Here is a 25,262-nt window from a genome sequence, read left to right on the forward strand (position 1 = left end):
CCCATGCCCGCCGCCGCCAAGTCCCCGCCACTGGAAAAGCCCGTACCCGACGCCGCACCTGCGCGGGCGCCCGGCACGGGCCTGAGCGTGGTGCAGCGCGCGCTGCGCAAGCTCGGCCTGCTCCGGGATATCGACTTCGCGCTCTACCTGCCGATGCGCTACGAGGACGAAACGCGGGTCGTGCGGCTGGCGGACGTGCGCGACGGCGAAATGGCGCAGATCGAAGCCGTCGTGACCGACAGCGAGGTCGTCTTTCGGCCCCGCCGCCAACTGATCGTGACGGTGGATGACGGCAGCGACACCTGCCAGTTGCGCTTCTTCAATTTCTATCCGTCGCAGCAGAAGCAGTTGGCGGTCGGCGCGCGGGTGCGCGTGCGGGGCGAGGTGCGGGGTGGATTCCTGGGGCGGCAGATGATGCATCCAGCCGTCAAGGCGGCGGGCACCGCGCTGCCGGAAGCGCTGACGCCGGTCTATTCGACGATCGCCGGGCTGGCCCAGCCGGTGCTGCGGCGCGAAGTGCGTTCCGGTATCGCGCGGGCCGTGCTCGACGAGACCTTGCCCGCAGGTGCCGCGCCGCATGGCGCATGGGACCTGCGGCGGGCGCTCTCGTTTCTTCACTACCCCGCGCCCGACGTCGCGATGGCCACGCTGGAGGACCACAGTCACCCCGCCTGGCAGCGCCTCAAGGCCGATGAACTCCTTGCGCAGCAACTCTCGCAATTGCAGGCGCGCCGTGCGCGTGCAGCGCAGCGTGCGCCGGTGCTCGACACGGCCGCATCCGGCGGTCCGCTGCACACCGAACTGCTGGCCGCGCTGCCGTTCGCGCTGACCGGCGCGCAGCAACGCGTCGGCGTCGAGATCACCCGCGACCTGGCGCGAGACATTCCGATGCATCGCCTGCTGCAGGGCGACGTCGGGTCCGGCAAGACCGTCGTCGCGGCGCTGGCGGCCGCGCGCTGCATCGATGCGGGCTTTCAGTGCGCGCTCATGGCGCCGACCGAAATCCTCGCGGCGCAGCACTTCGGCAAGCTGGTCGGCTGGCTCGATCCCCTGCTGGCCGAGCGCGGCTTGCGCGTCGCGTGGCTCACGGGCAGCCAGAAGAAGAAGGAGCGTGACGAGATGTCGGCCGCGGTCGAGAGCGGCGAGGCCGCGCTCGTGATCGGGACGCATGCCGTCATCTCGGAGAAGGTGCGATTCAGGAACCTGGCGCTGGCGATCATCGACGAGCAGCACCGCTTCGGCGTCGCGCAGCGGCTCGCCTTGCGCGGCAAGGCCGGCGGAGAGCTGGAGCCGCATCTCCTGATGATGAGCGCGACGCCGATCCCGCGCACGCTGGCGATGAGCTACTACGCCGACCTCGATGTCTCGACGCTCGACGAGTTGCCGCCAGGACGCACGCCCATCGTCACCAAGCTCGTGGCGGAGCATCGGCGCGACGAAGTGATCGACCGGATCCGCTTCCAGGTCGAGCAGGGGAGGCAGGTGTACTGGGTGTGCCCGCTGATCGAGGAGAGCGAGGCGGTCGATCTGCGCAACGCCACCGCGACGCGCGACGAGCTGGCCGATGCGCTGGGCGAGAAGGTGAGCGTCGGGCTGTTGCATTCGCGCATGCCCACGGCCGAGAAGCAGGCGGTGATGGAAAGCTTCACCGCCAACCAGCTTCAGGTGCTGGTCAGCACGACGGTGATCGAGGTCGGCGTCGACGTGCCCAACGCCTCGCTGATGGTCATCGAGCATGCGGAGCGCTTCGGGCTCTCGCAGTTGCACCAGTTGCGCGGCCGTGTCGGGCGCGGCGCCGCGGCATCGGCCTGTGTGCTGCTGTATGCGCCCAATGAAGGCGGACGGGTCGGCGAGGCTGCTCGCGCGCGCCTCAAGGCGATGGCCGAAACGGGCGACGGCTTCGAGATCGCGCGCCGCGACCTGGAGATTCGCGGGCCCGGCGAATTCCTCGGCGCTCGTCAGTCCGGCGCGCCCTTGCTGCGTTTCGCGGACCTGAGCACGGATGTCATGTTGCTGGACTGGGCGCGCGAACTGGCGCCCCGGATGCTCGACCGGCACCCCGACCTGGCCCACCAGCACGTCGACCGCTGGCTGGGCAGCAAGGCCGAGTTCCTGAAGGCCTGATGCGGCCGGGCGGGTGCCTTCAGGCGTCGGCGTCGGCCACTGGGTCGGCGAAGGCCGCGGACGTCGACGCGCCCTCCCGGCGGGTCAGCTTGCCGTCCACTGTCGCGCCGGCATCCATGCGCAACCGTTGATAGTCGATGTTGCCGGTGACGTGTGCATTGGCTTGCAACTCGACGAAGTGCTCGGCGAACACGTCGCCGATGATCTTGCCGTTGATGATCACGTCATAGCCATGCACGTTGCCGTTGACCGAGCCGCGATCGCTGAGCACCAGCAATGTCTCGCTGCCGGGTTTGCCGCTGATGTTGCCGTGCACGTGGCCGTCCAGGCGCAGGCCCTCGCTGAACGCGAGGTTGCCGGTCAGGTGCACGTCGTGTGCGACCAGGGTTGCGAACCTGGCCTGGCGGATACCCGCCGACTTCTTCTTGTTGCCGAACATGACGATCCTCTGGTGGGGAATGGAGGGCGCTTCAGGGCTTCTTGGCGCGTTGGCCGCGCAGGAAGCGGAGTTCCGTCTCAAGGCGGCTGACTTCCGCGGCCGAAGCGGTGGCGGTTTTCTGCAGTGCGGCGCGCGCCGCCTCCTGTTGTGCCAGCGCCAGCTCGGTTCTCGCCAGTTCGGCCTGGACCAGCTCGTCGGAGGGAGGGGGCGGGCAGGGCGCGGCGTCGACCGCGTTGCGTTGTGCGTGCCATGTCATGGCGGCAGCGCCAGCCGCGAGGCATGCCGCGCAGAGGAGTGCCGACGTCGCCACGCGTGCGGCGAACGAGCGCACCGGCTGCGGCGCATAGCGGCGCGTCGCGAGGCGGCTCGCGCCGCTGTCCTGATGCGGATCAGCCATGCTTTCCCTCTGCAAACAGGCTCAGGTAGTGAGCGGGGTCCATCGGCTCGCCGTTCTCCAGCACTTCGAAATGGAGGTGCGGGCCGGTGGAGCGCCCCGTCGAGCCGACGTCGGCGATGTGCTGCTTGGGCAGCACCAGATCGCCCTCTTGCGCTATCAGGCGGGAGGCGTGTCCGTAGCGGGTGACGAGCTGGTTGCCGTGGTCGATCTCGATCACCTGGCCGTAGCCCGGCTTCTGCCCGGCAAAGACCACGCGACCGCCGGCCGTCGCGAGAATCGGCGTCCCGGCCTGGGCCGCGATGTCGATGCCTGAATGAAAACTCAGGCGACGGTCGAAGGGATCGAGGCGGTTGCCAAAGGACGAGCCGAAGCGGCCGCCGTGCACCGGCAGGCGTCCCGGCAGTGCCGACCATGCGACCGTGTGCATGATGGCCTCCTGCTCGAGCTGCTCCAGCGTTTCGGCAATGCACGCGAGTTGAAGGCGCGTGTCGTCGACCTCCGCGTTCGAAGCCGCCGTGTCGGCGCAGCGCCGTGGCGGCAAGGCCGGGCCGCCGGCGGCATCGCGGGAAGAGGCGCGATCGGCGCTGACTTTCGACAGTGGCTTCTGCGTCTTCAGCCGCGCCTGGAGACTGCGCAATTCGCCGATGTGCGTGGCCAGGCGGGCGATGCGGGGCTCCATCTGCGCGACCGATGCGTTCAGTTTGCCGAGTTCGTCGACCACGTATGCGCGCTCGACGCCATTCGAGCCCTGGCTGGCGGCCCTGTGCTCGGCCCAGCGGATGCCGATGGCGGCGCCCGCGGCAAGCGCGATGGCCGCAGCCAAGGCCGCGGCCGCGCCGGCGATCATCAGCGTCGTGCGGCGGGTAACGAACTGGACGGATCCATTGCTGAGATGGCGGCCTGGGCTGAACATGAGTAAGTGGCGTATTCGCATAGGGACGTGTCGAAATCAGGCGCCATCCGGCCGTCATGGACGGCCCGACCACAAAGGTGGTCATGCGCGTGGGGGAGAGAAGCCCCTGATCTCGGTGTGCGGCGCGCCCGAAAATTCCAGAAGCCTTGGGTTCAAGCACCTGGCCGGCGGCACATGCCATCGGGGCCAGGACACTGCGCGCGTGGGCGCCGCAGTTGCTCGATGAAGTGATTGTGTCCGTTGGCTTCCGCCAGTCCCATGGGAAAAATCCGAAAGGGCGGGAGATGTCGCCGGTCCCGGGACCCCGTGCGCATAATTGACGAAAACTATGACGCTTACGGAACTCAAATACATCGTCGCCGTGGCACGCGAGCGGCATTTCGGCAAGGCCGCGGAAGCCTGCTACGTCTCGCAGCCCACTCTGTCGGTCGCGATCAAGAAGCTCGAGGACGAACTCGAGGTCAAGCTTTTCGAGCGCAGTGCCGGCGAGGTCTCGGTCACGCCACTGGGTGAGCAGATCGTGCAGCAGGCGCAGAGCGTGCTGGACCAGGCCGCAAGCATCAAGGAAATCGCCAAGCGCGGGAAGGACCCGCTGTCCGGTCCGCTCAACCTGGGCGTGATCTACACCATCGGCCCCTACCTGTTGCCCGACCTGGTGCGCCAGAACATCGCGCGCACGCCGCAGATGCCGCTGGTGCTTCAGGAGAACTTCACCGCCAAGCTCCTCGAGATGCTGCGCGCCGGCGAGATCGATTGCGCGATCATGGCCGAGCCTTTCCCCGACACGGGGCTGGCCATGGCGCCGCTCTACGACGAACCTTTCGTCGCGGCGCTGCCGGCCCATCACCCGCTGGCGGACCGCGAGTCCGTGACCTCCGACGAGCTCAAGAAGGAGACGATGCTCCTGCTGGGCACCGGCCACTGCTTCCGCGACCACGTGCTGGAGGTGTGCCCGGAGTTCGCCCGCTTTTCAAGCAACGCCGAAGGCATCCGCAAGAGCTTCGAAGGCTCGTCGCTGGAGACCATCAAGCACATGGTTGCCTCAGGCATGGGCGTGACGCTGGTGCCGCGCCTCTCGGTGCCGGCCGATGCGCTCAAGCCCAAGAGCAGGAGCCGCAAGGAGCCCGAGCAGATCGTGCGCTACGTTCCAGTGCGCGACACGCAGGGCGGCGAGCCGCCGACGCGACGCGTGGTGCTGGCGTGGCGGCGAAGCTTCACGCGGTATGAAGCCATCGCGGCCCTGCGCAATGCGATCTATGCGTGCGAACTGCCGGGCGTCAAGCGTCTCTCGTAGCAAATTGCGCCATCAGCCTACGAACCCGGTGCGTCCCGGCCGCGACACCTGCGATAGAGTGCAGCTGTTGCGGGGCCCGCGCCCGGCCTTCCTGCGTTTTTTGCCGTCAATCCACTGAAGAAAGATCTCATCACCATGGCCAAAGTCGTGAAGAAACCCAAGTCGCCCGTCACTGCCGCACCGTCCGCATCCGCCGGCAAGGTGCCCAAGAAGGGCGGCGTGGTGGTCGCTGAAGAGTCCGGCAGCCGCAATGCCCCGATCATCAACATCGGCATCGACCGCCAGGACCGCGCAGCCATCGCCGAGGGCTTGAGCCGCGTGCTGGCGGACACTTACACGCTCTACCTGACCACGCACAACTTCCACTGGAACGTGACGGGTCCGCATTTCAACTCGCTGCATGCGATGTTCATGACCCAGTACACCGAACTCTGGGGCTCCACGGACGTCATCGCCGAACGCATTCGCGCGCTGGGCCACTACGCACCGGGTTCGTACGCCGAGTTCAGCAAGATTGCGACCGTGCCGGATGTGCCGCAGAACCCGCCCAAGGCGATGGAGATGGTGCGCATCCTGGTGAAGGGGCACGAGACCGTCTCGCGCATCGCGCGCGAATTCATTCCCGTGGCCGAAGAGGCCGGCGACGATCCGACCGCCGACATGCTGACCGCGCGCTGCACTGTGCACGACCAGACGGCCTGGATGCTGCGTTCGCTGCTTGAAGACTGATCCCGCCGCCGGCCCCGCCACGGGCGCGGCCCAGCCTGCGCCCGCGCCGCATCGCGGGCGTTTTGCGTTGTACCTCGACCTGATCCGCTGGAATCGCCCGGCGGGTTGGCTGCTCTTGCTCTGGCCGACGCTGGGCGCCCTCTGGTTTGCGGCCGACGGATGGCCGGGCTGGCACCTGCTCATCGTGTTCGTGCTCGGCACCATCCTCATGCGCAGTGCCGGGTGTTGCGTCAACGACGTGGCCGACCGGGACTTCGATCGCCACGTCAAGCGCACGGCGCAGCGGCCCGTCACCAGCGGTGCGATCTCTGTAGCGGAGGCGCTGGTCGTCGGCGCCGTGCTCGCGCTCGCAGCGTTCGGACTGGTGCTGACGACCAATCGCGTCACGGTGCTGTGGTCCTTCGCGGCGCTGGCAGTCACATTGGTCTATCCGTTTGCGAAGCGCTTCGTCTCGATTCCGCAGGCGGTGCTGGGCATTGCGTTCAGCTTCGGCATTCCGATGGCCTTTGCAGCGGTGCAGGGCAAGGTGCCCGCGCTGGCCTGGTGGCTTCTCGCAGGCAATCTGTTCTGGGTGCTGGCCTACGACACCGAGTACGCGATGGTCGACCGCGACGACGATCTCAAGATCGGCATGAAAACCTCGGCCATCACTTTCGGGCGGTTCGACGTTGCGATCGTCATGGCGAGCTATGCGATTTTCCTGGCCGTGTGGGCCGGAGCGGGTGCGGGCAAGTCGCTGGGCGCGATCTTCTTCATCGCCGTCGGAATGGCGGCTGCGCAAGCGCTATGGCACTGGCGGCTCATTCAGGACCGGACGCGCGACGGCTGCTTCAAGGCCTTCCGGCTCAACCACTGGCTGGGCTTCACCGTGTTCGCCGGCGTCGTGGCCGGCTACGCGTTGCGGTGATCGAGGCTGTCTTTCTTCAGCCGCCCCCGAATTCCCGGCCGAGCTCGGCGGCGCGCTGATGCGCGGCGCGAATGGCGTCCTTGAACTTCGCCTTGATGTCGGCACTCTCCATGGCCGTGATGGCGGCGTACGTGGTGCCGCCCTTCGATGTCACGCGCTGGCGCAGGACCGCCGGCGGTTCGGTCGCGCTGCTGGCCAGGGCGGAGGCGCCGGTGAATGTGCCTACAGCGAGTTGGTGCGCCTGTTCCGGCGTCAGGCCGAGGTCCACGCCGGCTTCCGTCATCGCCTCGATGAAATAGAAGACATAGGCCGGACCTGAGCCCGAAATCGCCGTGACGGCGTCGAGTGCCGTTTCGGCGTCGACCCAGATCAGGTCGCCAGTCGGGGCAAGTACCTGTTCGGCCAGTTTCCGACCACCGCTGTCCACGGCTTCGCGCGCAAAGAGACCGGTCATGCCCTGTCCGACGAGCGCCGGCGTATTGGGCATGGCGCGAACCACCCGCTCCGTGCCGAGCCAGCGGGCAATGCTGTCGGACGGAATTCCCGCGGCGACCGAGAGATGGAGGGCGTCGGGCGCCAGGCCGCGCACCGGCTTGGCCGCCTCGGCGAAGCTCTGCGGCTTGACCGCCCAGACCACGACCTCGCAGCGCGCCAGGCCGCTGCCGGCTTCGGCCTGTGCCGTGATGCCGAAATCGTGAGCGAGCCTGGCGCGGGCTTCGGCGAACGGCTCGACGACTTCGAAGGATTCCGCGGGCGCGCCCTGCTTGATCAGCCCGCCGATGATGGCGCTGGCCATGTTGCCGCCGCCGATGAACGCGACGGGTGGCAAGGGTTCCGGCTCACGGCGGGGCAGGAAAGTGACTGCGATGTTCATGACTTATCCGGTGAATTCGAATGCTGCGAACTGGGTGATCTGCAGCGGATTGAAATTGTCGTCGCTCACCGCGACCAGCAGTCGGCTGCCGTTCGGCAGATCGGGGCCCCAGCACAGGCCCTCGCTGTTGTCCAGGCGGGACAGGCCCAGTGCGGCGAAGTCGGCGACCAGCTTCTTGGGCGCGGCAGTGTGATTGTCCGGGCTCAGCGCTTCCAGGGCCAGGGTATCGGTGGCGGTGCGGGTATCGATCTCGTAGAGCCTCAGCGAATTTCCGACCCCGGTGGCGTAGGCGCGCTCCAGGACCAGCATGCGGTGGGCGTCGATCATCAGCACCTCGCTGACGCCGTTGTCGGCGGGCATGCCCGGCACCAGGGGGCGCAACGGGATCGCGTCCGGGAGGTAGGCGATCTGGCGGGTGGCCTTGCGGGTTGCCAGGTCGATCTGCGTGAACCGGCAGGGCCCGCCCGGCGCCGCCACGGTCGGGATGGGGCCGTCCTGAATCAGCGCGCTCTCCATCGCGAGCCAGGCGTGGGTTGCGTCGGGGGTCAATGCCAAACCTTCCAGGCCCAGGTTGTCCCTCGTGCCGCGCCGGCCTGTCGGGTCGGGCTGGAATGTGTCGGGGAGCGGGATTTCGCGGATCAGCGCACCGTCGCGTCTGGATTCGTAGAGCGTCGGGCCGAATCCGCGTGGCGCATCGCCCTCGCTGGTCCAGAGGACCGTGTCGGTGTCCGGCCGCAAGCGGAGTGCTTCAGGATCGGGAACCGGCGTGTTCCGGGGGGCGCGCCGGCGCGATGGCCACGGCGTGCCGTCGGCTTGCCGGAACACGGCGACATCGACGAGGCGAGGTGCCTCGGCCCCGGGTGCGGCGGACCACTGTGCACTGTAGAAACGAGCCGGTGCCAGGTCTGACCGGTCATCACTGAGAAGCAGGTACTCACGTCGGAGAGGGTCGTAGTCGATGCCGGACAATCCTCCGACCGCCGTCCCTTGAAAACCCAGTCGATGCGGCCAACGTGCTTCGGCGACAAGCCGCAGCTGCTGTGGGCCCGGCGCCACAGCGATTCCACTCTTGCATCCCGCAATCCCGCTTGCGAGGGGAATCGCCGCAGCGACCAGCATCTGGCGGCGGGTAACCGGCGTTGAAAGTGTGGATGGGCGCTCGTGCACGCCCCGAAGTCTACGGTTTTGCAAACTTGCGCAGCGCAGGTTGTTGACGAAGCCGGCAGACTATGTGACAATCGCAGGCTTCGCTTGAAAAGGCGAAAGCTTCTGCCCAGCGGAAGCGCACTGAAGTGGTTTTGGTGCGTGGACGACGGGCCCAAGACTGACCGCAGATCTGTTCCGGAGTGTCCGGGGCGGCAAACGGTACAAGTTGGGAATATCACAAAATGATCCAAACTGAATCCAGGCTCGATGTGGCCGACAACACGGGCGCGAAATCCGTCCTGTGTATCAAGGTGCTCGGTGGCTCCAAGCGGCGTTATGCCAGCGTGGGCGACGTCATCAAGGTCAGCGTCAAGGAAGCCGCTCCGCGGGGTCGCGTCAAGAAGGGCGAGATCTACAGCGCAGTGGTGGTCCGCACCGCCAAGGGCATCCGTCGTGCTGACGGTTCGCTCGTCAAGTTCGACGGCAACGCAGCAGTGTTGCTCAACGCTAAGCTGGAGCCCATCGGCACCCGCATCTTCGGACCGGTCACGCGCGAACTGCGCACCGAGAAGTTCATGAAGATCGTGTCGCTGGCCCCCGAAGTTCTGTAAGGACAACAACGCCATGAACAAGATTCGCAAAGGCGACCAGGTCATCGTGTTGGCCGGGCGCGACAAGGGCAAGCGCGGCACTGTGTCGCTGCGCAAGGATGATTCGCATCTGATCATCGACGGCATCAACATCGTCAAGAAGCACACCAAGCCGAACCCCCTCAAGGGTACGACCGGTGGCATCGTCGAGAAGGCCATGCCGATTCACCAATCCAACGTGGCGATCTTCAATGCTGCGACCGGCAAGGCCGATCGCGTCGGCATCAAGGTCACGGACGGCAAGCGCGTGCGCGTCTTCAAGTCCAGCGGCGAAGAAATCAAGCTCGCCTAAGGGGTACTCACATGGCACGTCTCCAACAACACTATCGCGAGAAAGTCGCGAAGGACCTGACCGAAAAGTTCGGCTACACCTCGCCGATGCAGGTTCCGCGTCTGACCAAGATCACGCTCAACATGGGCGTGGGTGAAGCAGTCGCCGACAAGAAGGTCCTCGACAACGCTGTCGCCGACCTCACCAAGATCGCGGGCCAGAAGCCCGTCGTGACCAAGTCGAAGAAGGCGATCGCCGGCTTCAAGATTCGCGAGAACCAGCCGATCGGCTGCATGGTCACGCTGCGCGGTGTGCAGATGTATGAATTCCTGGATCGTTTCGTGACCGTGGCACTGCCGCGCGTTCGCGACTTCCGCGGGATCTCCGGCCGCGCTTTCGACGGCCGCGGCAACTACAACATCGGCGTCAAAGAGCAGATCATTTTCCCTGAGATCGAATACGACAAGGTCGATGCCCTGCGCGGTCTCAATATCAGCATCACGACGACGGCCAAGACCGACGAAGAAGCCAAGGCGCTTCTCGCTGGCTTCCGTTTCCCGTTCAAGAACTGAGGTGGTTTGTGGCTAAAGTAGCTTTGATCGAGCGCGAGCTCAAGCGAGAAAAACTGGTCGCAAAGTACGCCGCCAAGCATGCGGAACTGAAGGCGATCGCCAACGACGCGAAGAAGAGCGACGAAGAGCGCGCAGCTGCCCGCCTGGGTCTGCAGAAGCTCCCGCGTAACGCCAACCCGACGCGCCAGCGCAACCGTTGCGAAATCACCGGTCGTCCGCGTGGCACCTTCCGTCAATTCGGTCTGGCCCGCGCCAAGATCCGCGAACTGGCTTTCAATGGCGACATCCCCGGTGTCACCAAGGCCAGCTGGTAAGCCAGGCAGGAGCAAACAACATGAGCATGAGTGATCCCATTGCCGACCTGCTGACGCGTATCCGTAACGCGCAGATGGTGGCGAAGCCCACCGTGTCGGTCCCGTCTTCCAAGGTGAAGATCGCGATCGCACAGGTGTTGAAGGACGAGGGCTACATCGACGGCTTCAAGGTCAAGACCGAAGCCGGCAAGAGCGAGCTCGAAATCGCGCTGAAGTACTACGCTGGCCGTCCGGTCATCGAGCGCATCGAGCGCGTGAGCCGTCCTGGCCTGCGTGTCTACAAGGCCAGCGCAGCCATTCCGCAAGTCCAGAACGGCCTCGGCGTTGCCATCGTCACGACCCCCAAGGGCGTGATGACCGACCGCAAGGCGCGCGCTACCGGTGTCGGTGGCGAAGTGCTGTGCTACGTCGCCTAACCGAGACATCGAGGAGAAACTGAAATGTCCCGAGTAGGAAAAATGCCGGTCACCATCCCCGCAGGCGTGGATGTGTCGATCAAGGAAGACCAGATCAACGTCAAGGGCACGGGCGGCACGCTCAGCCTGCAGCGCAATGCGCTGGTCAATGTCTCCAGCAATGATGGCAAGCTGAGTTTCGAGCCCGCCAACGATTCGCGTGAAGCGAACGCGATGAGCGGCACGTTCCGTCAGCTGGTGAACAACATGGTCGTCGGCGTGACCAAGGGCTTCGAGAAGAAGCTCGCCCTCGTCGGCGTGGGCTACAAGGCTGCCGCTCAAGGTGCCAAGCTCAACCTGCAAGTCGGTTATTCGCATCCGGTCAACTTCGACATGCCCCAGGGCGTGACGGTGGCGACCCCGACGCCGACCGAAATCGTCATCAAGGGTGCCGACCGCCAACGTGTTGGCCAAGTGGCCGCTGAGATCCGCGCTGTTCGTCCGCCTGAGCCCTACAAGGGCAAGGGCATCAAGTACTCGGACGAGAAGATCGTGATCAAAGAGACCAAGAAGAAATAAGGGGCAGCAAAATGATGTTGACCAAAAAAGCACAGCGTCTTCGCCGCTCGCGCCAGACCCGTATCCGCATTGCAACGCAAGGCGTGGCGCGTCTGACGGTGAACCGCACCAATCTGCACATCTACGCCACCGTCATCTCCGACGACGGCTCCAAGGTGATTGCCACCGCATCGACGGCCGAAGCCGAAGTGCGTTCCGCGCTGGGTGGTTCCGGCAAGGGCGGCAACACCGCTGCGGCAACCGCCATCGGCAAGCGCATCGCTGAAAAGGCGAAGGCTGCCGGCGTCGAGAAGGTCGCTTTCGATCGCGCAGGTTTCGCGTACCACGGCCGCGTCAAGGCGTTGGCCGATGCAGCTCGCGAAGCTGGCCTGCAGTTCTAACCGGACACGAGATTCAAAATGGCAAAGATTCAGGCAAGAACGCAGAACGAAGGCCCCGAAGACGGTTTGCGCGAGAAGATGATCGCGATCAACCGCGTCACCAAGGTGGTGAAGGGTGGTCGTATCCTCGGTTTCGCAGCACTCACCGTGGTGGGTGACGGCGACGGTCGCGTCGGCATGGGCAAGGGCAAGTCGAAGGAAGTGCCGGCCGCAGTGCAGAAGGCGATGGAAGAAGCACGTCGCAACCTGGCGAAGATCTCGATCAAGAACGGTACGCTGCATCACCGCGTGACGGGCCACCATGGCGCCGCCTCGGTGGTCATGATCCCGGCCCCGAAGGGTACCGGCATCATCGCCGGCGGCCCGATGCGCGCCGTGTTCGAAGTGATGGGCATCACCGACATCGTGGCCAAGAGCCATGGTTCGTCGAACCCCTACAACATGGTTCGCGCCACGCTCGACGGGTTGAAGAACTCGACGACGGCATCCGAAGTGGCTGCCAAGCGTGGTCTGACCGTCGAAGAACTCTTCGCCTAAACCGGGAGTATCGAGATGACGACGCAACAACAAACCCTCAAGGTGCAACTGGTCAAGAGCCCGATCGGCACCAAGGAATCGCATCGCGCCACCGTGCGTGGTCTGGGCCTGCGCAAGCTCAATAGCGTGAGCGAGCTGCAGGACACGCCCGCGGTGCGCGGCATGATCAACAAGATCAGTTATCTGGTCAAAGTGCTCTAAACAGAGTCGCTGAGAGAGACGTATATGGAACTCAATGGCATCAAGCCGGCAGCCGGCGCCAAGCACGCCAAGCGCCGCGTCGGCCGTGGTATCGGCTCCGGCCTCGGCAAGACCGCGGGTCGCGGTCACAAGGGTCAGAAGTCGCGTGCAGGCGGTTTCCACAAGGTCGGCTTCGAAGGCGGTCAAATGCCGCTGCAGCGTCGCCTGCCGAAGCGTGGCTTCAAGTCGCACCTGCTGAAGTACAACGCCGAAGTGACGCTGGCCGCGCTCGAGCAACTCGGCCTGGCCGAAGTCGACGTACTGGCGCTGAAGCAAGCCGGCCTGGTCGGCCAGATCGCCAAGGTGGTCAAGGTCATCAAGTCGGGCGAGCTCACCAAGGCCGTCAAGCTGACGGGCATCGGCGCAACCGCCGGCGCCAAGGCTGCGATCGAAGCCGCTGGCGGCAGCATCGCCTAAGTACACGGACTGAAAGAAGTACTTCGTGGCAACCAACGCGGCAACGCTCGCAAAAACAGGCAAGTTCGGTGACCTGCGTCGCCGGCTCGTCTTTTTGCTGCTCGCGCTCGTGGTCTATCGCATCGGGGCTCACATTCCGGTGCCGGGCATCAATCCGGACCAACTCGCGCAGCTGTTCCAAGGCCAGCAAGGCGGCATCCTGAGCCTGTTCAACATGTTCTCGGGCGGCGCCCTGTCGCGCTTTACCGTGTTCGCGTTGGGCATCATGCCGTACATCTCCGCGTCGATCATCATGCAACTGATGACCTACGTGGTGCCGACCTTCGAGCAATTGAAGAAGGAAGGCGAAGCGGGTCGTCGCAAGATCACGCAGTACACCCGCTACGGCACGCTGGCACTGGCCCTGTTCCAGTCGTTCAGCATTGCAGTGGCGCTGGAGTCCTCGGCCGGCCTGGTGATTTCGCCCGGCTTCGGCTTCCGGATCACGGCCATGGTCAGCCTCACCGCTGGCTCGATGTTTCTGATGTGGCTCGGCGAGCAGATCACGGAGCGTGGTCTCGGCAACGGCATCTCGATCCTGATCTTTGCGGGTATCGCAGCCGGCCTGCCGAGCGCGATCGGCGGCTTGCTGGAACTGGTTCGCACCGGTGCCATGAACGTGCTCGTCGCACTGTTCATCGTGGCGGTGGTGGTGCTCGTGACCTACTTCGTGGTGTTCGTCGAACGTGGCCAGCGCAAGATCCTCGTGAACTATGCGCGGCGCCAGGTGGGCAACAAGGTCTACGGTGGCCAGTCGTCGCACCTGCCGCTGAAGCTGAACATGGCCGGGGTGATTCCGCCGATCTTCGCATCGTCGATCATCCTGCTGCCGACCACCGTGGTGGGCTGGTTCAGCACTGGCGAGAGCATGCGCTGGATCAAGGACATCGCGAGCGCCCTGCGCCCGGGTCAGCCGATCTATGTGCTGCTGTACGCTGCCGCGATCGTGTTCTTCTGCTTCTTCTACACGGCGCTCGTGTTCAACAGCCGCGAAACGGCCGACAACCTGAAGAAGAGCGGTGCGTTCATCCCGGGCATTCGTCCTGGTGACCAGACCGCGCGCTACATCGACAAGATCCTGGTTCGCCTGACGTTGGCCGGCGCGGTGTACATCACCTTCGTCTGTCTGCTGCCGGAGTTCCTGATCCTCAAATACAACGTGCCGTTCTATTTTGGCGGCACCTCCCTGTTGATCATCGTGGTTGTCACGATGGACTTCATGGCCCAGGTACAGAACTACATGATGTCTCAGCAGTACGAGTCACTGCTAAAGAAAGCCAATTTCAAGACTTCGTAGGTGTAGATGTCGAAGGACGATGTCATCCAGCTGCAGGGTGAGGTTCTGGAAAACCTTCCCAACGCAACATTCCGGGTGAAGCTGGAAAATGGCCACATCGTCCTCGGACATATTTCCGGAAAGATGAGGATGCACTACATCCGCATCCTTCCTGGTGACAAAGTCACCGTTGAGTTGACGCCCTACGACTTGAGCCGGGCGCGCATTGTGTTTCGGGCGAAATGAGTCGCCGGGTTGAAAGAGTTTTAGGAGAATGAAATGAGAGTTTCGGCTTCGGTCAAAACCATTTGCCGTAATTGCAAGATCATCCGCCGCAAGGGTGTGGTGCGTGTGATCTGTACCGACCCGCGCCACAAGCAGCGCCAGGGTTGATTGAACGAGTATTAGAGGACGCACATGGCACGTATTGCTGGCATCAACATTCCGCCGCACAAGCACGCTGAAATCGGCCTGACCGCCATTTTCGGCATCGGTCGCACCCGCGCCCGCAAGATCTGCGAAGCGAGCGGCATCGAGTATTCGAAGAAGATCAAGGATCTGACCGACGCCGATCTGGAGAAGATCCGCGACCAGATCGCACTCTTCACCATCGAAGGTGACCTGCGTCGCGAAACGACGATGAACATCAAGCGCTTGATGGACATCGGTTGCTATCGCGGCTTCCGTCACCGTCGCGGCCTGCCGATGCGCGGCCAGCGTACGCGCACCAATGCTCGCACTCGCAAGGGTCCGCGCAAGGCAGCGCAGTCCCTGAAGAAATAAGGATAGACCAGCATGGCTAAAGCTCCTGCCAACAACGCTGCACAACGCGTTCGCAAGAAGGTTCGCAAGAACGTTGCGGACGGCATTGCACACGTGCACGCCTCGTTCAACAACACGATCATCACGATCACCGACCGCCAGGGCAACGCCTTGTCGTGGGCGTCTTCGGGTGGTCAGGGCTTCAAGGGCTCGCGCAAGTCGACGCCGTTCGCTGCGCAGGTCGCTTCTGAAGTCGCCGGCCGCGCTGCGGTCGAGCAAGGCATCAAGAACCTCGACGTCGAGATCAAGGGCCCCGGTCCTGGTCGCGAATCGTCGGTGCGCGCCCTGGCCGCTCTCGGCATCCGGATCAATTCCATTGCCGACGTGACCCCGGTGCCGCACAACGGCTGCCGTCCGCAAAAGCGTCGTCGCATCTAAGGCGAAGACGCCCGGCGCAGCCCGCTTCACAGCGGCTGCGCATTTTGTTTTTTCAACAAGCCCACCGCTGTCGGCACGCCGCTGACGGCTCCCGCACCCCAGTGCGGTAGATGACACAGAAGGAAGATCAAGTGGCACGCTATCTCGGCCCCAAGGCCAAACTCTCCCGCCGCGAAGGCACCGACCTGTTCCTGAAGAGCGCCCGCCGTTCGATCCAGGACAAGGCCAAGTTCGACTCCAAGCCCGGCCAGCACGGCCGCACCTCGGGTCAGCGCACCTCCGACTTCGGCCTGCAACTGCGCGAGAAGCAGAAGGTCAAGCGCATGTACGGCGTGCTCGAGAAGCAGTTCCGCCGCTACTTCGAGGAAGCCGATCGCCGCCGTGGCAACACCGGCGCGAACCTGCTGTTCATCCTCGAATCGCGCCTGGACAACGTCGTCTACCGCATGGGCTTCGGCTCGACCCGCGCCGAAGCACGCCAACTGGTGTCGCACAAGGCGATCACGGTGAACGGCCAGTCGGTCAACATCCCGTCGTACCTGGTCAAGACTGGCGACATCATCGCGGTGCGCGACAAGTCGAAGAAGCAGACCCGTATCGCCGAGGCGCTTCAACTGGCCCAGCAAGTCGGAATTCCGGCTTGGGTCGAAGTGAATGCCGACAAGGCCGAAGGCACCTTCAAGAAGGTTCCTGATCGCGACGAATTCGCAGCCGACATCAACGAATCGCTGATCGTCGAACTCTATTCGCGTTGATTTTTCAGCTCGCACCTACGGGCGCGGGCCGATATTTTTGTTCACGTTCCTGCCTCGCACTTCGCTGCGGGTCAGGTGCTTCACCAGCCTTACCGGTGTAACGAGCCGGGGGTATTGAGAGGAAGTCTGCATGCAAACCACCCTGCTGAAACCCAAGACCATCCAGGTCGAGCAACTCGCGGCCAACAAGGCCAAGGTCACGCTCGAGCCGTTCGAGCGCGGCTACGGCCACACGCTCGGCAATGCACTGCGTCGCGTTCTGCTGTCGTCGATGGTCGGCTATTCGGCCACCGAAGTCACGATCGCCGGCGTGCTGCACGAGTACTCGTCGATCGATGGTGTGCAGGAAGACGTCGTCAACATTCTGCTGAACCTCAAGGGCGTGGTGTTCAAGCTCCACAACCGCGATGAAGTCACGCTGAGCCTGCGCAAGGACGGCGAAGGCGCGGTCACGGCATCGGACATCCAGACGCCGCACGACGTCGAGATCATCAATCCCGACCACGTGATTGCCCACCTGTCGCAAGGCGGCAAGCTGGACATGCAGATCAAGGTCGAAAAGGGTCGCGGCTACGTGCCCGGCACGATGCGCCGCTATGCGGACGAGCCGACGAAGTCGATCGGCCGTATCGTGCTGGATGCGTCGTTCTCGCCCGTCAAGCGCGTGAGCTACACGGTTGAAAGCGCCCGCGTCGAACAGCGCACCGACCTGGACAAGCTGCTGGTCGAGATCGAAACCAATGGCGCGATCACGGCCGAAGACGCGGTCCGCGCCTCGGCTAAAATCCTGGTCGAGCAACTGGCTGTGTTCGCGCAGCTCGAAGGTGGCGAACTCGCTGCATTCGATGCTCCCGCACCGCGCAGTGCCCAGCAATTCGATCCGATCCTGCTGCGCCCGGTCGATGAACTCGAACTCACGGTCCGTTCGGCTAACTGCCTGAAGGCCGAAAACATCTACTACATCGGTGATCTGATCCAGCGCACCGAAAACGAGCTGCTCAAGACTCCGAACCTGGGTCGCAAGTCGCTCAACGAAATCAAGGAAGTGCTCGCTTCTCGCGGCCTGACCTTGGGTATGAAGCTCGAAAGCTGGCCGCCGGCCGGCCTCGACAAGCGCTGATTTTTTTGGCGGCCCGCGAGGGCCGCAGTGCACCGGGCAGTACCTGACACGGCTGCCTGTTTTTATAAAGTAAAGGAAAGCACCATGCGTCACGGACACGGACTCCGCAAACTCAACCGCACCAGCTCGCACCGCCTCGCGATGCTGCAGAACATGATGAACTCGCTCATCGAGCACGAAGTCATCAAGACGACGGTCCCCAAGGCCAAGGAACTCCGCCGCGTCATCGAGCCGATGATCACGCTGGCCAAGAAGCCCACCGTTGCCAACAAGCGCCTCGCATTCGACCGCCTGCGCGACCGCGACAGCGTCGTGAAGCTCTTCGGCGAACTCGGCCCGCGCTACCAGGCGCGTCCGGGCGGCTACACCCGCATCCTGAAGATGGGTTTCCGCGTGGGCGACAACGCGCCGATGGCGCTGGTCGAACTGGTCGACCGTCCTGAAATCACTGAAGTTTCTGCCGACGAGCAAAACGCCGCAGAATAAGCTATAATTCCATCTTGCCGCGCGATGGAGCAGCCTGGTAGCTCGTTGGGCTCATAACCCAAAGGTCGCAAGTTCAAATCTTGCTCGCGCAACCAAATTTCCCGGCGACTGAAAGTTGCCGATGAAAACAAAAAAGCCCACTTCTGTGGGCTTTTTTGTTTTTGCGCCGCAGCGTCGAGAAACACCTGCCGCCGGTCTCTGTTTTCCAGGAATGCGACGGGTCCGCCGCCGCCGGCCCGCCGGCATTGCCCCCTGCGAGGGGGTGGGCGAACCGACACGAAGCGCGCGAAGCCTCGGAAATGGTCAGGGTATGACCGCTGTGACCTCGATCTCGACTTTGGCACGGGATTCGACCAGCGCCGCCACCTGTACACAAGTCATCGCCGGGAAGTTCTTTCCCATGGCCTCTCGGTAGACGGGACCCAGTTCGCCCAGGCGCCGGTTGTACTCGTCGCGGTCCACCACGTACCAGGTCATGCGGACCATGTGTTCGGGCCCCGCGCCAGCTTCACGCAGCACTTCGACGATGTTGCGCAGGGCCTGACCCGTCTGTTCGATGAAATCGTCGGATTCGAACTGCTGTTGCCCATTCCACCCGATCTGTCCTCCGACGAACACCATCGTCCCGCGCGCGGCGACGCCGTTTGCATAGCCCTTGGGGGGCAGCCAGCCAGGGGGCTGCAAGAATTTCATCATGTCAATTGCCTCAGTTTGAATCGTTGGAGTTTCCCGGTTTCGGTGCGCGGCAGGCTCGCGACGAATGCAACTTCCCGGGGGTATTTGAAAGGAGCGATGGTTGCCTTGACGTGGTCCTGCAGTGCCTTGACCAATGCCGCGTCGCCTGTATGGCCGGGCTTGAGCACGCAGAACGCCTTGACGATCATTCCGCGCTCTTCATCCGGCTTGCCGATCACGCCGCATTCGGCGACAGCCGGGTGCTTGAGGAGCGCATCCTCGACCTCCGGCCCACCGACGTTGTAGCCCGCCGTGACGATCATGTCGTCGGCGCGCGACTGGTAGAAGAAGTAGCCGTCCTCGTCCTCGACGAATGCGTCGCCGGGGTAGTTCCAGCCATTGCGCACGTAGTCGGCCTGCCTGGGATCGTCGAGGTAGCGGCAACCGACGGGCCCAATGATGGCCAGCCTGCCGACCGTGCCGCGCGGCACGTCGTTGCCCTCGTCGTCCACGATCTTCGCGGTGAAGCCCGGCACGGCCTTGCCGACGGCGCCGCGCCGGACGTCGTTGCCGGCCGCCGAGATGTAGATATGAAACACCTCGGTGCCGCCGATGCCATCCAGCATCTCGATCCCGGTGGCTTGCTTCCAGAGCTGCCGCGTCGCGTCGGGCAAAGCCTCGCCGGCGCTCACGCTGATGCGCAGGCTCGGCATGCCGGCCGCTTTGGCGAAGGCCGCCATCTGCCGATAGAAGGTGGGCGCGGTGTAGCAGATGGTGGCGCCGACATCGCGAATCACCTTCACCATGGTTTCCGGCGTGTACGGCGTGTCGTGGAAGTACACCGACGCACCGGCCCACATCGGGAAGATCAGCAGGCCGCCGAGCCCGAAGGTGAATGCCAGCGGGGGAGACCCGACCACGATGTCGTCGCTGCCGGCCTTGAGGATATGGCGCGGCCAGGTCTGGCACATTGCCAGCACGTCGCGGTGCGTCGTCACCGGCGCCTTGGGCTTGCCGGTGGTGCCGGAGGTGAAGGCCAGCAACGCGATGTCGTCGGCAGCCGTCGGACAGGCCTTGAAGGCATCGCGCTTGGTGGAAGCTCGCGCCTCCAAGGAATCGGCCGCTTCGGGACGGTTGAAAGCCACGATCGTCGCGAGCACCGGATGCGCCTGTTGCGCCGTCTGCAACTCGTCGAGCAGCTTGCCTTCGCACAGCGCGGCGACCGGCTGCGACTTCTCGATGATGTCGCCCAGCTCCTTGGCGCGCAGCAGCGGCATGGTGGCGACCGCGATCAGCCCGGCCTTGACCACCGCGAGCCATGCCAGCGCCATCGCGACCGAGTTGCCGCCGCGCAGCAGCACGCGGTTGCCGGGAACGAGTCCCAGGTCTTCGGTCAGCACCTGGGCGATGCGGTCGACCTCCACCGCGGCCTGCGCGTAGGTGAACGTCCGGGCCGGCGAGCGCAGCATCGGCTTGTCGGCGAAGCCCTTGGACAGGGCCTTGTCGAGCAGTTCCTCCACAAGGTTCAGCTGGTCCGGCAAGCGGAGCTCAGGCAGGTCGTACCGGAAGATCGGTAGCTGATCCGCCGGGGGCAGCCGGTCATGCACGAAGCGATCGATCTGGGCACTTGGGGTCATTTGTTCCTCAGGACGGCCTTGCCAATGATCAGTTGCTGGACTTCCGTTGCGCCTTCGTAGATGCGCAACGAGCGGATGTCTCGATAGAGGCTCTCGACTTTCGTGCCCACCTTCACGCCGAGCCCGCCATGCATTTGCAGCGCCATGTCGATCACGCGGCTGGCGTTCTCGGTGGCGCACATCTTGGCCATGGCCGCGGCCGCGGTGAGATCGCCGGTGGCGGGCTCGCCGCGGCGTTCGCTGTCGTCGCGCATCCAGGCGGCGCGGTAGGTGAGCAATGCGGCGCTGTCGATCAGCGCGGCCATCTCGCCGAGCTTGGCTTGCGTGAGCTGGAAGTCCGCCAGCGTCTGGCCGAACATCTTCCGCTTCTGCGCGTGCTGGATGGCTTCGGACAACGCGCGCCGGGCCATGCCGAGCGCGGCGCCGGCGACAGAGGCGCGGAAAATGTCGAGCGTGCGCATCGCCAGCTTGAACCCGCCGTTCAACTCGCCGAGCTGCGCGCTGCGCGGCACGGTGCACCCGTCGAAGCGCAAGGTCGCCAGCGGGTGCGGCGCCATCACTTCGATGTGGCCGGAGGTGTCGAGCCCCGGCGTCTTCGCGTCGACGATGAAGGCCGTGATGCCGCGCGATCCGGCCGTCGGGTCGGTTTTCGCGAACACGCAGTAGAAGTCGGCGATGCCGCCATTGCTGATCCAGGTCTTCTCGCCCGTCAGGCGCCATCCGTCGGCAGTGGGTTCGGCGCGCATTGCCATCGCCCCGACATCCGAACCCGCATCGGGTTCGCTGAGCGCGAAAGCCGCGATCTTCTCGCCACGACCCACCGGCGCGAGGTAGCCGGAGTGCTGCTCCGGCGCGCCTGCCAGCGTGATCGCGCCGCTGCCCAGTCCTTGCATCGCGAACGCAAAGTCCGCCAGCGGCGAGTGGAACGCGAGCGTCTCGCGCAGCAGCACCAGGGCGCGCGAATCCAGCCGGTCCAGCGCACCGCCGGACGCGGCCGGCACGCAATATCGCAGCCAGCCGCCTTGGCCGAGCCGACGGACCCAGTCGCGGCAAGCGGCACGATCGTCGCGTTCGTCGACCTCCTGCCCGGACGCCCAAGGCAGCAGGTCACGCGCGAGCGCGCGATGCACGTCGTCGAAGAAGGGCAGCGCGAGGTGCGCCGTGGAGGGGTCGACAGCAGATGCAGCCATGGATCAATCCCCCCCGAACACGGGCTTGCGCTTGGCCGCGAAGGCCTCGTAAGCGCGCTTGAAGTCTTCGGTCTGCATGCAGATCGCTTGCGCCTGCGCCTCGGCCTCGATGGCCTGGTCGATGGTCATGGACCATTCCTGCGACAGCATGGTCTTGGTCATGCCGTGTGCAAAGCTCGGGCCTTCCGCAAGATCGCGCGCGGTCGCGGTGGCGGCGGCCAACAGCGCATTGCTCTCGTGCAGTGCGTTGAAGAAGCCCCAGGCGTGGCCTTCCTGTGCCGTCATCGCGCGGCCGGTGAAGAGCAACTCGGACGCACGACCCTGGCCGATCATTCGAGGCAGGAGCGCGCAGGCGCCCATGTCGGCGCCAGCCAACCCGACACGCGTGAACAGGAACGCAGTGCGCGTCGCAGGCGTTCCGTAGCGAATGTCGCAAGCCAGCGCGATCATCGCGCCGGCGCCGGCACACACGCCATCGATCGCGCCGACGATGGGCTGCGGGCAGTGGCGAATGGCTTTCACCAGATCACCGGTCATGCGCGTGAATTCCAGCAACTCGGGCATGCGCATGCGCGTGAGCGGGCCGATGATTTCGTGCACGTCGCCGCCGGAGCAGAAGTTGCCGCCTGCGCCTGTGACGACGATGGCCTTCACGTCGGTGGCGAAGTTCAGCGCGCGAAAGAGATCGCGCAGTTCGGCGTACGAATCGAAAGTCAGCGGATTCTTGCGCTCGGGCCGGTTCAGCGTGATGGTGCCGACGCCCGCGTCGAAGGACCACGAGAAATGCTCGGCCGCGTACGCGGCCTTGGGTTCGAACTGTGCGCGCATGGGGCTGTCCGCGCCGATGTAGTGCTTCATAGAGTCTCCGCCATTTGGTGTGAGTGTTGCTTGACCTTGCCGAGCAGCTTGTGCAACTGGGCGATTTCCTTGGGGCTCAGCGCCGAGAACGCATCGCAGATCCAGGCCTCGTGCTGCTGCGCCATTTCGTTGAAGAGCTTGCGGCCGCGCGCCGTGAGGCGCACACGCCAGGCGCGGCGGTCGCCTGCGACGTCCACCCGCTCCACGAGGCCTTCGGTCACCAGCTGATCGGTGATGCCGGTGACGTTGCCGCCGGTGACCATCATTCGGCGCGACAGCTCGTTCATCTTCATCCCGTCGGGCGAGCGCTCCAGCTGCGACATGAGGTCGAAGCGGGGCAGGGTGGTGGCGAACTGCTCGCGCAATTCGTTGCGAACCTGCTTCTCGATCAGCTGGGTGCAAGTCAGGAGGCGCAGCCAGAGCCGGAGTTCATCCGGGTGCTCGCTGTGCGCGCGCGCTTCGAGGTCCATGCTATTGCTCCTCTTCCGGGACGCGCGGCGCCGCCGCCATGGCTGCCGCGAGTTGCTGCTGCTTGGAGATCTCGCGGTACATCTGGTCGCGGCCGCTCAGGTACTGCTTGGGCCAGTCGACGTCGCGGTTCTGCAGCTTGGCTGCTTCGTGCAGCGTCCATGCCGGGTCGGCCAGGTGCGGGCGAGCGATGGCGCAGAGGTCGGCGCGACCGGCCGCGATGATGCTGTTGGCCTGGTCGGCGTCGGTGATGGCGCCGACCGCGATCGTGGAGATGCCGACCTCGTTGCGGATACGGTCCGCGAACGGCGTCTGGTACATGCGGCCGTACACCGGCTTCGCTGCCCGCGTGGTCTGGCCGGATGACACGTCGATGAAGTCGCAGCCGGCGTCCTTGAAGGCGCGTGCCACCACCACCGCATCGGCGTCGGTGTTGCCGCCCGGCGCCCAGTCGTGGGCCGAGATGCGCACGCTCATCGGACGGTCCGCCGGCCACGCCGCACGCATCGCACGGAAGACTTCGAGCGGATAGCGGCACCGGTTGTCGATGTCGCCGCCGTATTCGTCGGTGCGCAGATTGGTCAGCGGGCTGATGAAGGACGACAGCAGATAGCCGTGCGCGCAGTGCAGCTCCAGCCAGTCAAAGCCGGCTTCGGCGGCGCGCCGGGTGGATTCGACGAACTGGTCACGCATCCGGTCCATGTCGGCGCGCGTCATCTGGGCGGGCAACTGGTTCTGCTCGCCATAGGCCAGCGCACTGGCGGCCAGCAGCGGCCAGTTGCCTTCGGGCAGCGGCTCGTCGGTGCCTTCCCAGCCCACCTGGGTGGAACCCTTCGGCCCGCTGTGGCCCAGCTGCATGCCGATCTTCGCGCTCGACTGCGTGTGCACGAAGTCGACGATGCGCCTGAAGGCTGCGGACTGCGCGTCGTTGTAGAGCCCGGTGCAGGCCGGCGTGATGCGGCCTTCGGGCGTCGGGCTGGTCATCTCCACGAACACCATGCCGGCACCGCCGAGCGCGCGCGCACCGAGATGCACGAGCAGGAAGTCCTGCGGAATGCCGTCGACCGCGCTGTAGGTCGCCATCGGCGACACGATGATGCGGTTCTTGAGCGTCAGGCCACGCACGGTGAGCGGCATCAGCATCGGCGGCAGCGCCTTGCCGCCCGACAGCCACTGCTCGTAGCCGCCCAGCCATTCGGTATCGCGCAGGCGCAGGTTCTCGTGGCTGATGCGCTGCGAGCGCGTGAGCAGCGAGTAGGCGAACTGCTCGATCTCCATGCCGGTGTAGCGCTGAACGTTCTCGAACCACTCGGTCGAGTTGCGTGCGGCGTTCTGGATCTTCAGCACCTCGACGCTGCGGCGTGCCTCGTAGGCCTCCAGCACGTGATCGATGCCACCGCCCGAGGCGAACTCGTTCGCCAGGTCGATCGCATCTTCCAGCGCGAGCTTGGTGCCCGAACCGATCGAGAAATGCGCCGTGTGCGCCGCGTCGCCCATCAGCACGACCGGCACGGTCTTGCCGTTGACGCTGACGCGGTGCGTCCAGTGCTTGCAGACCACCCGCGGAAAGCGGATCCAGTTGGCCGAGCCGCGCAGGTGGGTGGCATTGCTGATGAGCGAATGGCCGTCCAGGTATTTCGCGAAGAGCTTTTCGCAGAAGGCGATGGCTTCCGGCTGCTCCATCTTGTCCAGGCCGTGCGCCTGCCAGACTTCTTCCGGCGTCTCGACGATGAAGGTCGAGGTCTTGTCGTCGAACTGGTAGGCGTGGGCCTGGAACCAGCCGTGCTCGGTCTTCTCGAAGGCGAAGGTGAAGGCGTCGAAGGTCTGGTTCGTGCCCAGCCAGACGAAGCGGCATTGCCGCAGGTCGATGTCGGGCTCGAACACCTCCGCGTAGCGCTGGCGGATGCGGCTGTTGAGGCCGTCGCTGGCGATCACGAGGTCCGCGTTGTACTGCTCGGCCAGCGCCTGGTCGTCCGTGGCATCGGTTTCGAAGACCAGGTTGACACCCAGCGCGAGGCAGCGCTCCTGCAGGATGTTCAGCAACCGCTTGCGCCCGATGCCGCAAAAGCCGTGGCCGCCGGAGCGCACCTGCCGGCCCTTGAAGAAGACCTGGATGTCGTCCCAGTGGTGGAACTCCCGGCCAATGATGGTCGCCGTCTCGGCGTCCGCCGCGGCCAGGTTGGCCAGCGTCTGGTCGCTGAGCACCACGCCCCAGCCGAAGGTGTCGAACGGGCGGTTGCGCTCGATCACCGTGACTTCGAGACCCGGCTGGCGGGCTTTCATCAGCAATGCGAAGTACAGCCCCGCAGGGCCGCCGCCAATGCACAGGATGCGCTGAAGATTCGGAGTGAAGCTATTCATGGATAAATAGTTTAGACAT

General features: G+C 64.7%; 33 protein-coding genes and 1 tRNA gene. 23 read left to right on the forward strand and 11 right to left on the reverse strand.

The window, feature by feature from the left end; translation table 11 throughout:
* Nucleotides 1-3 precede the first annotated feature (3 nt).
* Nucleotides 4-2,124 carry an ATP-dependent DNA helicase RecG gene (gene recG / locus QTH97_RS17630; protein WP_286569676.1) on the forward strand — a complete coding sequence of 707 codons (2,121 nt, stop codon included), beginning with the start codon at nt 4-6 and terminating at the stop codon, nt 2,122-2,124.
* A 19-nt stretch (nt 2,125-2,143) separates the two neighbouring features.
* On the opposite strand, the gene QTH97_RS17635 is transcribed toward recG, so the two are convergent.
* The 3 genes from QTH97_RS17635 to QTH97_RS17645 are packed head-to-tail and all read right to left on the reverse strand — an operon-like array spanning nt 2,144 to nt 3,873.
* On the reverse strand, nt 2,144-2,563 hold the full coding sequence (locus QTH97_RS17635; RefSeq protein WP_286569677.1) for a bactofilin family protein: 420 nt from the start codon (nt 2,561-2,563) through the stop codon (nt 2,144-2,146).
* Nucleotides 2,564-2,594: 31 nt separating this feature from the next.
* Complete coding sequence (locus tag QTH97_RS17640; protein WP_286569678.1) at nt 2,595-2,960, reverse strand: hypothetical protein; 366 nt, start codon at nt 2,958-2,960, stop codon at nt 2,595-2,597.
* Nucleotides 2,953-3,873, reverse strand: coding sequence for a M23 family metallopeptidase (locus tag QTH97_RS17645; RefSeq protein ID WP_286569679.1), 921 nt, complete (start codon nt 3,871-3,873; stop codon nt 2,953-2,955). Before QTH97_RS17645 ends, QTH97_RS17640 begins: the two co-directional genes overlap by 8 nt.
* Nucleotides 3,874-4,201: 328 nt before the next feature.
* Between QTH97_RS17645 and QTH97_RS17650 the strand changes: the two genes are divergently transcribed.
* The 3 genes from QTH97_RS17650 to ubiA all read left to right on the forward strand — a co-directional run bounded on the left by QTH97_RS17650 (nt 4,202) and on the right by ubiA (nt 6,803).
* On the forward strand, nt 4,202-5,167 hold the full coding sequence (locus QTH97_RS17650; RefSeq protein ID WP_286569681.1) for a LysR substrate-binding domain-containing protein: 966 nt from the start codon (nt 4,202-4,204) through the stop codon (nt 5,165-5,167).
* A gap of 135 nt (nt 5,168-5,302) precedes the next feature.
* Nucleotides 5,303-5,896, forward strand: coding sequence for a Dps family protein (locus QTH97_RS17655; RefSeq protein WP_286569682.1), 594 nt, complete (start codon nt 5,303-5,305; stop codon nt 5,894-5,896).
* Between the two features lie 67 nt (nt 5,897-5,963).
* Nucleotides 5,964-6,803 (forward strand): 4-hydroxybenzoate octaprenyltransferase, encoded by an 840-nt coding sequence (ubiA, locus tag QTH97_RS17660; protein WP_286569830.1) that lies wholly within the window; start codon nt 5,964-5,966, stop codon nt 6,801-6,803.
* A gap of 16 nt (nt 6,804-6,819) precedes the next feature.
* Here the strand turns inward: ubiA and proC are convergent, their stop codons facing one another.
* Both proC and QTH97_RS17670 read right to left on the reverse strand, forming a co-directional pair.
* Nucleotides 6,820-7,677 (reverse strand): pyrroline-5-carboxylate reductase, encoded by an 858-nt coding sequence (proC, locus tag QTH97_RS17665; protein WP_286569683.1) that lies wholly within the window; start codon nt 7,675-7,677, stop codon nt 6,820-6,822.
* Nucleotides 7,678-7,680: 3 nt separating this feature from the next.
* Nucleotides 7,681-8,796 (reverse strand): esterase-like activity of phytase family protein, encoded by a 1,116-nt coding sequence (locus QTH97_RS17670; RefSeq protein WP_286569684.1) that lies wholly within the window; start codon nt 8,794-8,796, stop codon nt 7,681-7,683.
* A gap of 269 nt (nt 8,797-9,065) precedes the next feature.
* On the opposite strand from QTH97_RS17670, the gene rplN reads away from it, so the two are divergent.
* The 19 genes from rplN (at nt 9,066) to QTH97_RS17765 (ending at nt 18,149) form a co-directional block, all read left to right on the forward strand.
* Complete coding sequence (rplN, locus tag QTH97_RS17675) at nt 9,066-9,434, forward strand: 50S ribosomal protein L14 (RefSeq protein ID WP_028250829.1); 369 nt, start codon at nt 9,066-9,068, stop codon at nt 9,432-9,434.
* A gap of 13 nt (nt 9,435-9,447) precedes the next feature.
* Nucleotides 9,448-9,765 carry a 50S ribosomal protein L24 gene (gene rplX / locus QTH97_RS17680; protein ID WP_286569686.1) on the forward strand — a complete coding sequence of 106 codons (318 nt, stop codon included), beginning with the start codon at nt 9,448-9,450 and terminating at the stop codon, nt 9,763-9,765.
* A gap of 11 nt (nt 9,766-9,776) precedes the next feature.
* Complete coding sequence (gene rplE, locus QTH97_RS17685; RefSeq protein WP_028250827.1) at nt 9,777-10,316, forward strand: 50S ribosomal protein L5; 540 nt, start codon at nt 9,777-9,779, stop codon at nt 10,314-10,316.
* Nucleotides 10,317-10,324: 8 nt separating this feature from the next.
* Nucleotides 10,325-10,630: a 30S ribosomal protein S14 gene (gene rpsN / locus QTH97_RS17690; protein WP_068674578.1), complete on the forward strand. Its 306-nt coding sequence runs from the start codon at nt 10,325-10,327 to the stop codon at nt 10,628-10,630.
* A 20-nt stretch (nt 10,631-10,650) separates the two neighbouring features.
* Nucleotides 10,651-11,046 (forward strand): 30S ribosomal protein S8, encoded by a 396-nt coding sequence (gene rpsH, locus QTH97_RS17695; protein ID WP_286569689.1) that lies wholly within the window; start codon nt 10,651-10,653, stop codon nt 11,044-11,046.
* Nucleotides 11,047-11,070: 24 nt separating this feature from the next.
* A complete protein-coding gene (rplF, locus tag QTH97_RS17700) occupies nt 11,071-11,604 on the forward strand; it encodes a 50S ribosomal protein L6 (RefSeq protein ID WP_286569690.1) in 534 nt (177 codons plus the stop codon).
* 14 nt (nt 11,605-11,618) lie between these two features.
* Nucleotides 11,619-11,984, forward strand: a complete 366-nt coding sequence (rplR, locus tag QTH97_RS17705; protein WP_286569831.1) for a 50S ribosomal protein L18 — start codon at nt 11,619-11,621, stop codon at nt 11,982-11,984.
* Between the two features lie 18 nt (nt 11,985-12,002).
* Complete coding sequence (rpsE, locus tag QTH97_RS17710) at nt 12,003-12,521, forward strand: 30S ribosomal protein S5 (RefSeq protein ID WP_028250822.1); 519 nt, start codon at nt 12,003-12,005, stop codon at nt 12,519-12,521.
* Between the two features lie 15 nt (nt 12,522-12,536).
* A complete protein-coding gene (rpmD, locus tag QTH97_RS17715) occupies nt 12,537-12,722 on the forward strand; it encodes a 50S ribosomal protein L30 (RefSeq protein ID WP_009124818.1) in 186 nt (61 codons plus the stop codon).
* Nucleotides 12,723-12,746: 24 nt separating this feature from the next.
* Complete coding sequence (gene rplO / locus QTH97_RS17720; protein WP_286569691.1) at nt 12,747-13,178, forward strand: 50S ribosomal protein L15; 432 nt, start codon at nt 12,747-12,749, stop codon at nt 13,176-13,178.
* Nucleotides 13,179-13,203: 25 nt separating this feature from the next.
* Nucleotides 13,204-14,514 carry a preprotein translocase subunit SecY gene (gene secY / locus QTH97_RS17725; protein ID WP_286569692.1) on the forward strand — a complete coding sequence of 437 codons (1,311 nt, stop codon included), beginning with the start codon at nt 13,204-13,206 and terminating at the stop codon, nt 14,512-14,514.
* A gap of 6 nt (nt 14,515-14,520) precedes the next feature.
* Entirely contained in the window at nt 14,521-14,739 is a 219-nt protein-coding gene (infA, locus tag QTH97_RS17730; RefSeq protein WP_286569693.1) for a translation initiation factor IF-1, read from the forward strand.
* Nucleotides 14,740-14,772: 33 nt separating this feature from the next.
* The gene (gene rpmJ, locus QTH97_RS17735; protein ID WP_038201958.1) at nt 14,773-14,886 is read left to right on the forward strand and encodes a 50S ribosomal protein L36; all 114 of its coding nucleotides are present in this window, start codon (nt 14,773-14,775) and stop codon (nt 14,884-14,886) included.
* A 24-nt stretch (nt 14,887-14,910) separates the two neighbouring features.
* Nucleotides 14,911-15,276 (forward strand): 30S ribosomal protein S13, encoded by a 366-nt coding sequence (rpsM, locus tag QTH97_RS17740; RefSeq protein ID WP_019653977.1) that lies wholly within the window; start codon nt 14,911-14,913, stop codon nt 15,274-15,276.
* Nucleotides 15,277-15,288: 12 nt separating this feature from the next.
* Nucleotides 15,289-15,693: a 30S ribosomal protein S11 gene (rpsK, locus tag QTH97_RS17745; protein WP_009124825.1), complete on the forward strand. Its 405-nt coding sequence runs from the start codon at nt 15,289-15,291 to the stop codon at nt 15,691-15,693.
* Nucleotides 15,694-15,824: 131 nt separating this feature from the next.
* Nucleotides 15,825-16,448 (forward strand): 30S ribosomal protein S4, encoded by a 624-nt coding sequence (gene rpsD, locus QTH97_RS17750; RefSeq protein ID WP_286569695.1) that lies wholly within the window; start codon nt 15,825-15,827, stop codon nt 16,446-16,448.
* Between the two features lie 130 nt (nt 16,449-16,578).
* Nucleotides 16,579-17,568: a DNA-directed RNA polymerase subunit alpha gene (locus QTH97_RS17755; protein ID WP_028250818.1), complete on the forward strand. Its 990-nt coding sequence runs from the start codon at nt 16,579-16,581 to the stop codon at nt 17,566-17,568.
* Between the two features lie 84 nt (nt 17,569-17,652).
* Nucleotides 17,653-18,054: a 50S ribosomal protein L17 gene (gene rplQ, locus QTH97_RS17760; RefSeq protein WP_286569696.1), complete on the forward strand. Its 402-nt coding sequence runs from the start codon at nt 17,653-17,655 to the stop codon at nt 18,052-18,054.
* Nucleotides 18,055-18,072: 18 nt separating this feature from the next.
* Nucleotides 18,073-18,149: transfer RNA gene (locus QTH97_RS17765), tRNA-Met, on the forward strand.
* A gap of 208 nt (nt 18,150-18,357) precedes the next feature.
* On the opposite strand, the gene QTH97_RS17770 is transcribed toward QTH97_RS17765, so the two are convergent.
* Genes QTH97_RS17770 through QTH97_RS17795 form a run of 6 tightly spaced genes read right to left on the reverse strand, consistent with a single transcriptional unit; the run spans nt 18,358 to nt 25,243 of the window.
* Nucleotides 18,358-18,750, reverse strand: a complete 393-nt coding sequence (locus QTH97_RS17770; RefSeq protein ID WP_286569697.1) for a RidA family protein — start codon at nt 18,748-18,750, stop codon at nt 18,358-18,360.
* Nucleotides 18,747-20,366: an AMP-binding protein gene (locus tag QTH97_RS17775; RefSeq protein ID WP_286569698.1), complete on the reverse strand. Its 1,620-nt coding sequence runs from the start codon at nt 20,364-20,366 to the stop codon at nt 18,747-18,749. Before QTH97_RS17775 ends, QTH97_RS17770 begins: the two co-directional genes overlap by 4 nt.
* Nucleotides 20,363-21,556: an acyl-CoA dehydrogenase family protein gene (locus QTH97_RS17780; RefSeq protein ID WP_286569699.1), complete on the reverse strand. Its 1,194-nt coding sequence runs from the start codon at nt 21,554-21,556 to the stop codon at nt 20,363-20,365. The genes QTH97_RS17775 and QTH97_RS17780 overlap by 4 nt, the downstream gene beginning before the upstream one ends.
* Nucleotides 21,557-21,559: 3 nt before the next feature.
* On the reverse strand, nt 21,560-22,414 hold the full coding sequence (locus QTH97_RS17785) for an enoyl-CoA hydratase family protein (protein WP_286569700.1): 855 nt from the start codon (nt 22,412-22,414) through the stop codon (nt 21,560-21,562).
* Nucleotides 22,411-22,884, reverse strand: coding sequence for a MarR family winged helix-turn-helix transcriptional regulator (locus QTH97_RS17790; protein WP_286569701.1), 474 nt, complete (start codon nt 22,882-22,884; stop codon nt 22,411-22,413). Before QTH97_RS17790 ends, QTH97_RS17785 begins: the two co-directional genes overlap by 4 nt.
* Before the next feature lies 1 nt (nt 22,885).
* A complete protein-coding gene (locus tag QTH97_RS17795) occupies nt 22,886-25,243 on the reverse strand; it encodes a bifunctional salicylyl-CoA 5-hydroxylase/oxidoreductase (RefSeq protein ID WP_286569702.1) in 2,358 nt (785 codons plus the stop codon).
* Nucleotides 25,244-25,262 lie beyond the last annotated feature (19 nt).

It is taken from the genome of Variovorax gracilis (assembly GCF_030317115.1).
GTDB classification, from domain to species: Bacteria; Pseudomonadota; Gammaproteobacteria; order Burkholderiales; family Burkholderiaceae_C; genus Variovorax; species Variovorax gracilis.

Bases quoted from the DNA above. Each gene is read 5' to 3' on its own strand.
- recG (WP_286569676.1), top strand. From the start codon at position 4: ATGCCCGCCGCCGCCAAGTCCCCGCCACTGGAAAAGCCCGTACCCGAC.
- QTH97_RS17635 (WP_286569677.1), bottom strand. From the start codon at position 2,563: ATGTTCGGCAACAAGAAGAAGTCGGCGGGTATCCGCCAGGCCAGGTTC.
- QTH97_RS17640 (WP_286569678.1), bottom strand. From the start codon at position 2,960: ATGGCTGATCCGCATCAGGACAGCGGCGCGAGCCGCCTCGCGACGCGC.
- QTH97_RS17645 (WP_286569679.1), bottom strand. From the start codon at position 3,873: ATGTTCAGCCCAGGCCGCCATCTCAGCAATGGATCCGTCCAGTTCGTT.
- QTH97_RS17650 (WP_286569681.1), top strand. From the start codon at position 4,202: ATGACGCTTACGGAACTCAAATACATCGTCGCCGTGGCACGCGAGCGG.
- QTH97_RS17655 (WP_286569682.1), top strand. From the start codon at position 5,303: ATGGCCAAAGTCGTGAAGAAACCCAAGTCGCCCGTCACTGCCGCACCG.
- proC (WP_286569683.1), bottom strand. From the start codon at position 7,677: ATGAACATCGCAGTCACTTTCCTGCCCCGCCGTGAGCCGGAACCCTTG.
- QTH97_RS17670 (WP_286569684.1), bottom strand. From the start codon at position 8,796: ATGCTGGTCGCTGCGGCGATTCCCCTCGCAAGCGGGATTGCGGGATGC.
- rplN (WP_028250829.1), top strand. From the start codon at position 9,066: ATGATCCAAACTGAATCCAGGCTCGATGTGGCCGACAACACGGGCGCG.
- rplX (WP_286569686.1), top strand. From the start codon at position 9,448: ATGAACAAGATTCGCAAAGGCGACCAGGTCATCGTGTTGGCCGGGCGC.
- rplE (WP_028250827.1), top strand. From the start codon at position 9,777: ATGGCACGTCTCCAACAACACTATCGCGAGAAAGTCGCGAAGGACCTG.
- rpsH (WP_286569689.1), top strand. From the start codon at position 10,651: ATGAGCATGAGTGATCCCATTGCCGACCTGCTGACGCGTATCCGTAAC.
- rplF (WP_286569690.1), top strand. From the start codon at position 11,071: ATGTCCCGAGTAGGAAAAATGCCGGTCACCATCCCCGCAGGCGTGGAT.
- rplR (WP_286569831.1), top strand. From the start codon at position 11,619: ATGTTGACCAAAAAAGCACAGCGTCTTCGCCGCTCGCGCCAGACCCGT.
- rpsE (WP_028250822.1), top strand. From the start codon at position 12,003: ATGGCAAAGATTCAGGCAAGAACGCAGAACGAAGGCCCCGAAGACGGT.
- rpmD (WP_009124818.1), top strand. From the start codon at position 12,537: ATGACGACGCAACAACAAACCCTCAAGGTGCAACTGGTCAAGAGCCCG.
- rplO (WP_286569691.1), top strand. From the start codon at position 12,747: ATGGAACTCAATGGCATCAAGCCGGCAGCCGGCGCCAAGCACGCCAAG.
- infA (WP_286569693.1), top strand. From the start codon at position 14,521: ATGTCGAAGGACGATGTCATCCAGCTGCAGGGTGAGGTTCTGGAAAAC.
- rpmJ (WP_038201958.1), top strand. From the start codon at position 14,773: ATGAGAGTTTCGGCTTCGGTCAAAACCATTTGCCGTAATTGCAAGATC.
- rpsM (WP_019653977.1), top strand. From the start codon at position 14,911: ATGGCACGTATTGCTGGCATCAACATTCCGCCGCACAAGCACGCTGAA.
- rpsK (WP_009124825.1), top strand. From the start codon at position 15,289: ATGGCTAAAGCTCCTGCCAACAACGCTGCACAACGCGTTCGCAAGAAG.
- QTH97_RS17755 (WP_028250818.1), top strand. From the start codon at position 16,579: ATGCAAACCACCCTGCTGAAACCCAAGACCATCCAGGTCGAGCAACTC.
- rplQ (WP_286569696.1), top strand. From the start codon at position 17,653: ATGCGTCACGGACACGGACTCCGCAAACTCAACCGCACCAGCTCGCAC.
- QTH97_RS17770 (WP_286569697.1), bottom strand. From the start codon at position 18,750: ATGATGAAATTCTTGCAGCCCCCTGGCTGGCTGCCCCCCAAGGGCTAT.
- QTH97_RS17775 (WP_286569698.1), bottom strand. From the start codon at position 20,366: ATGACCCCAAGTGCCCAGATCGATCGCTTCGTGCATGACCGGCTGCCC.
- QTH97_RS17780 (WP_286569699.1), bottom strand. From the start codon at position 21,556: ATGGCTGCATCTGCTGTCGACCCCTCCACGGCGCACCTCGCGCTGCCC.
- QTH97_RS17785 (WP_286569700.1), bottom strand. From the start codon at position 22,414: ATGAAGCACTACATCGGCGCGGACAGCCCCATGCGCGCACAGTTCGAA.
- QTH97_RS17790 (WP_286569701.1), bottom strand. From the start codon at position 22,884: ATGGACCTCGAAGCGCGCGCGCACAGCGAGCACCCGGATGAACTCCGG.
- QTH97_RS17795 (WP_286569702.1), bottom strand. From the start codon at position 25,243: ATGAATAGCTTCACTCCGAATCTTCAGCGCATCCTGTGCATTGGCGGC.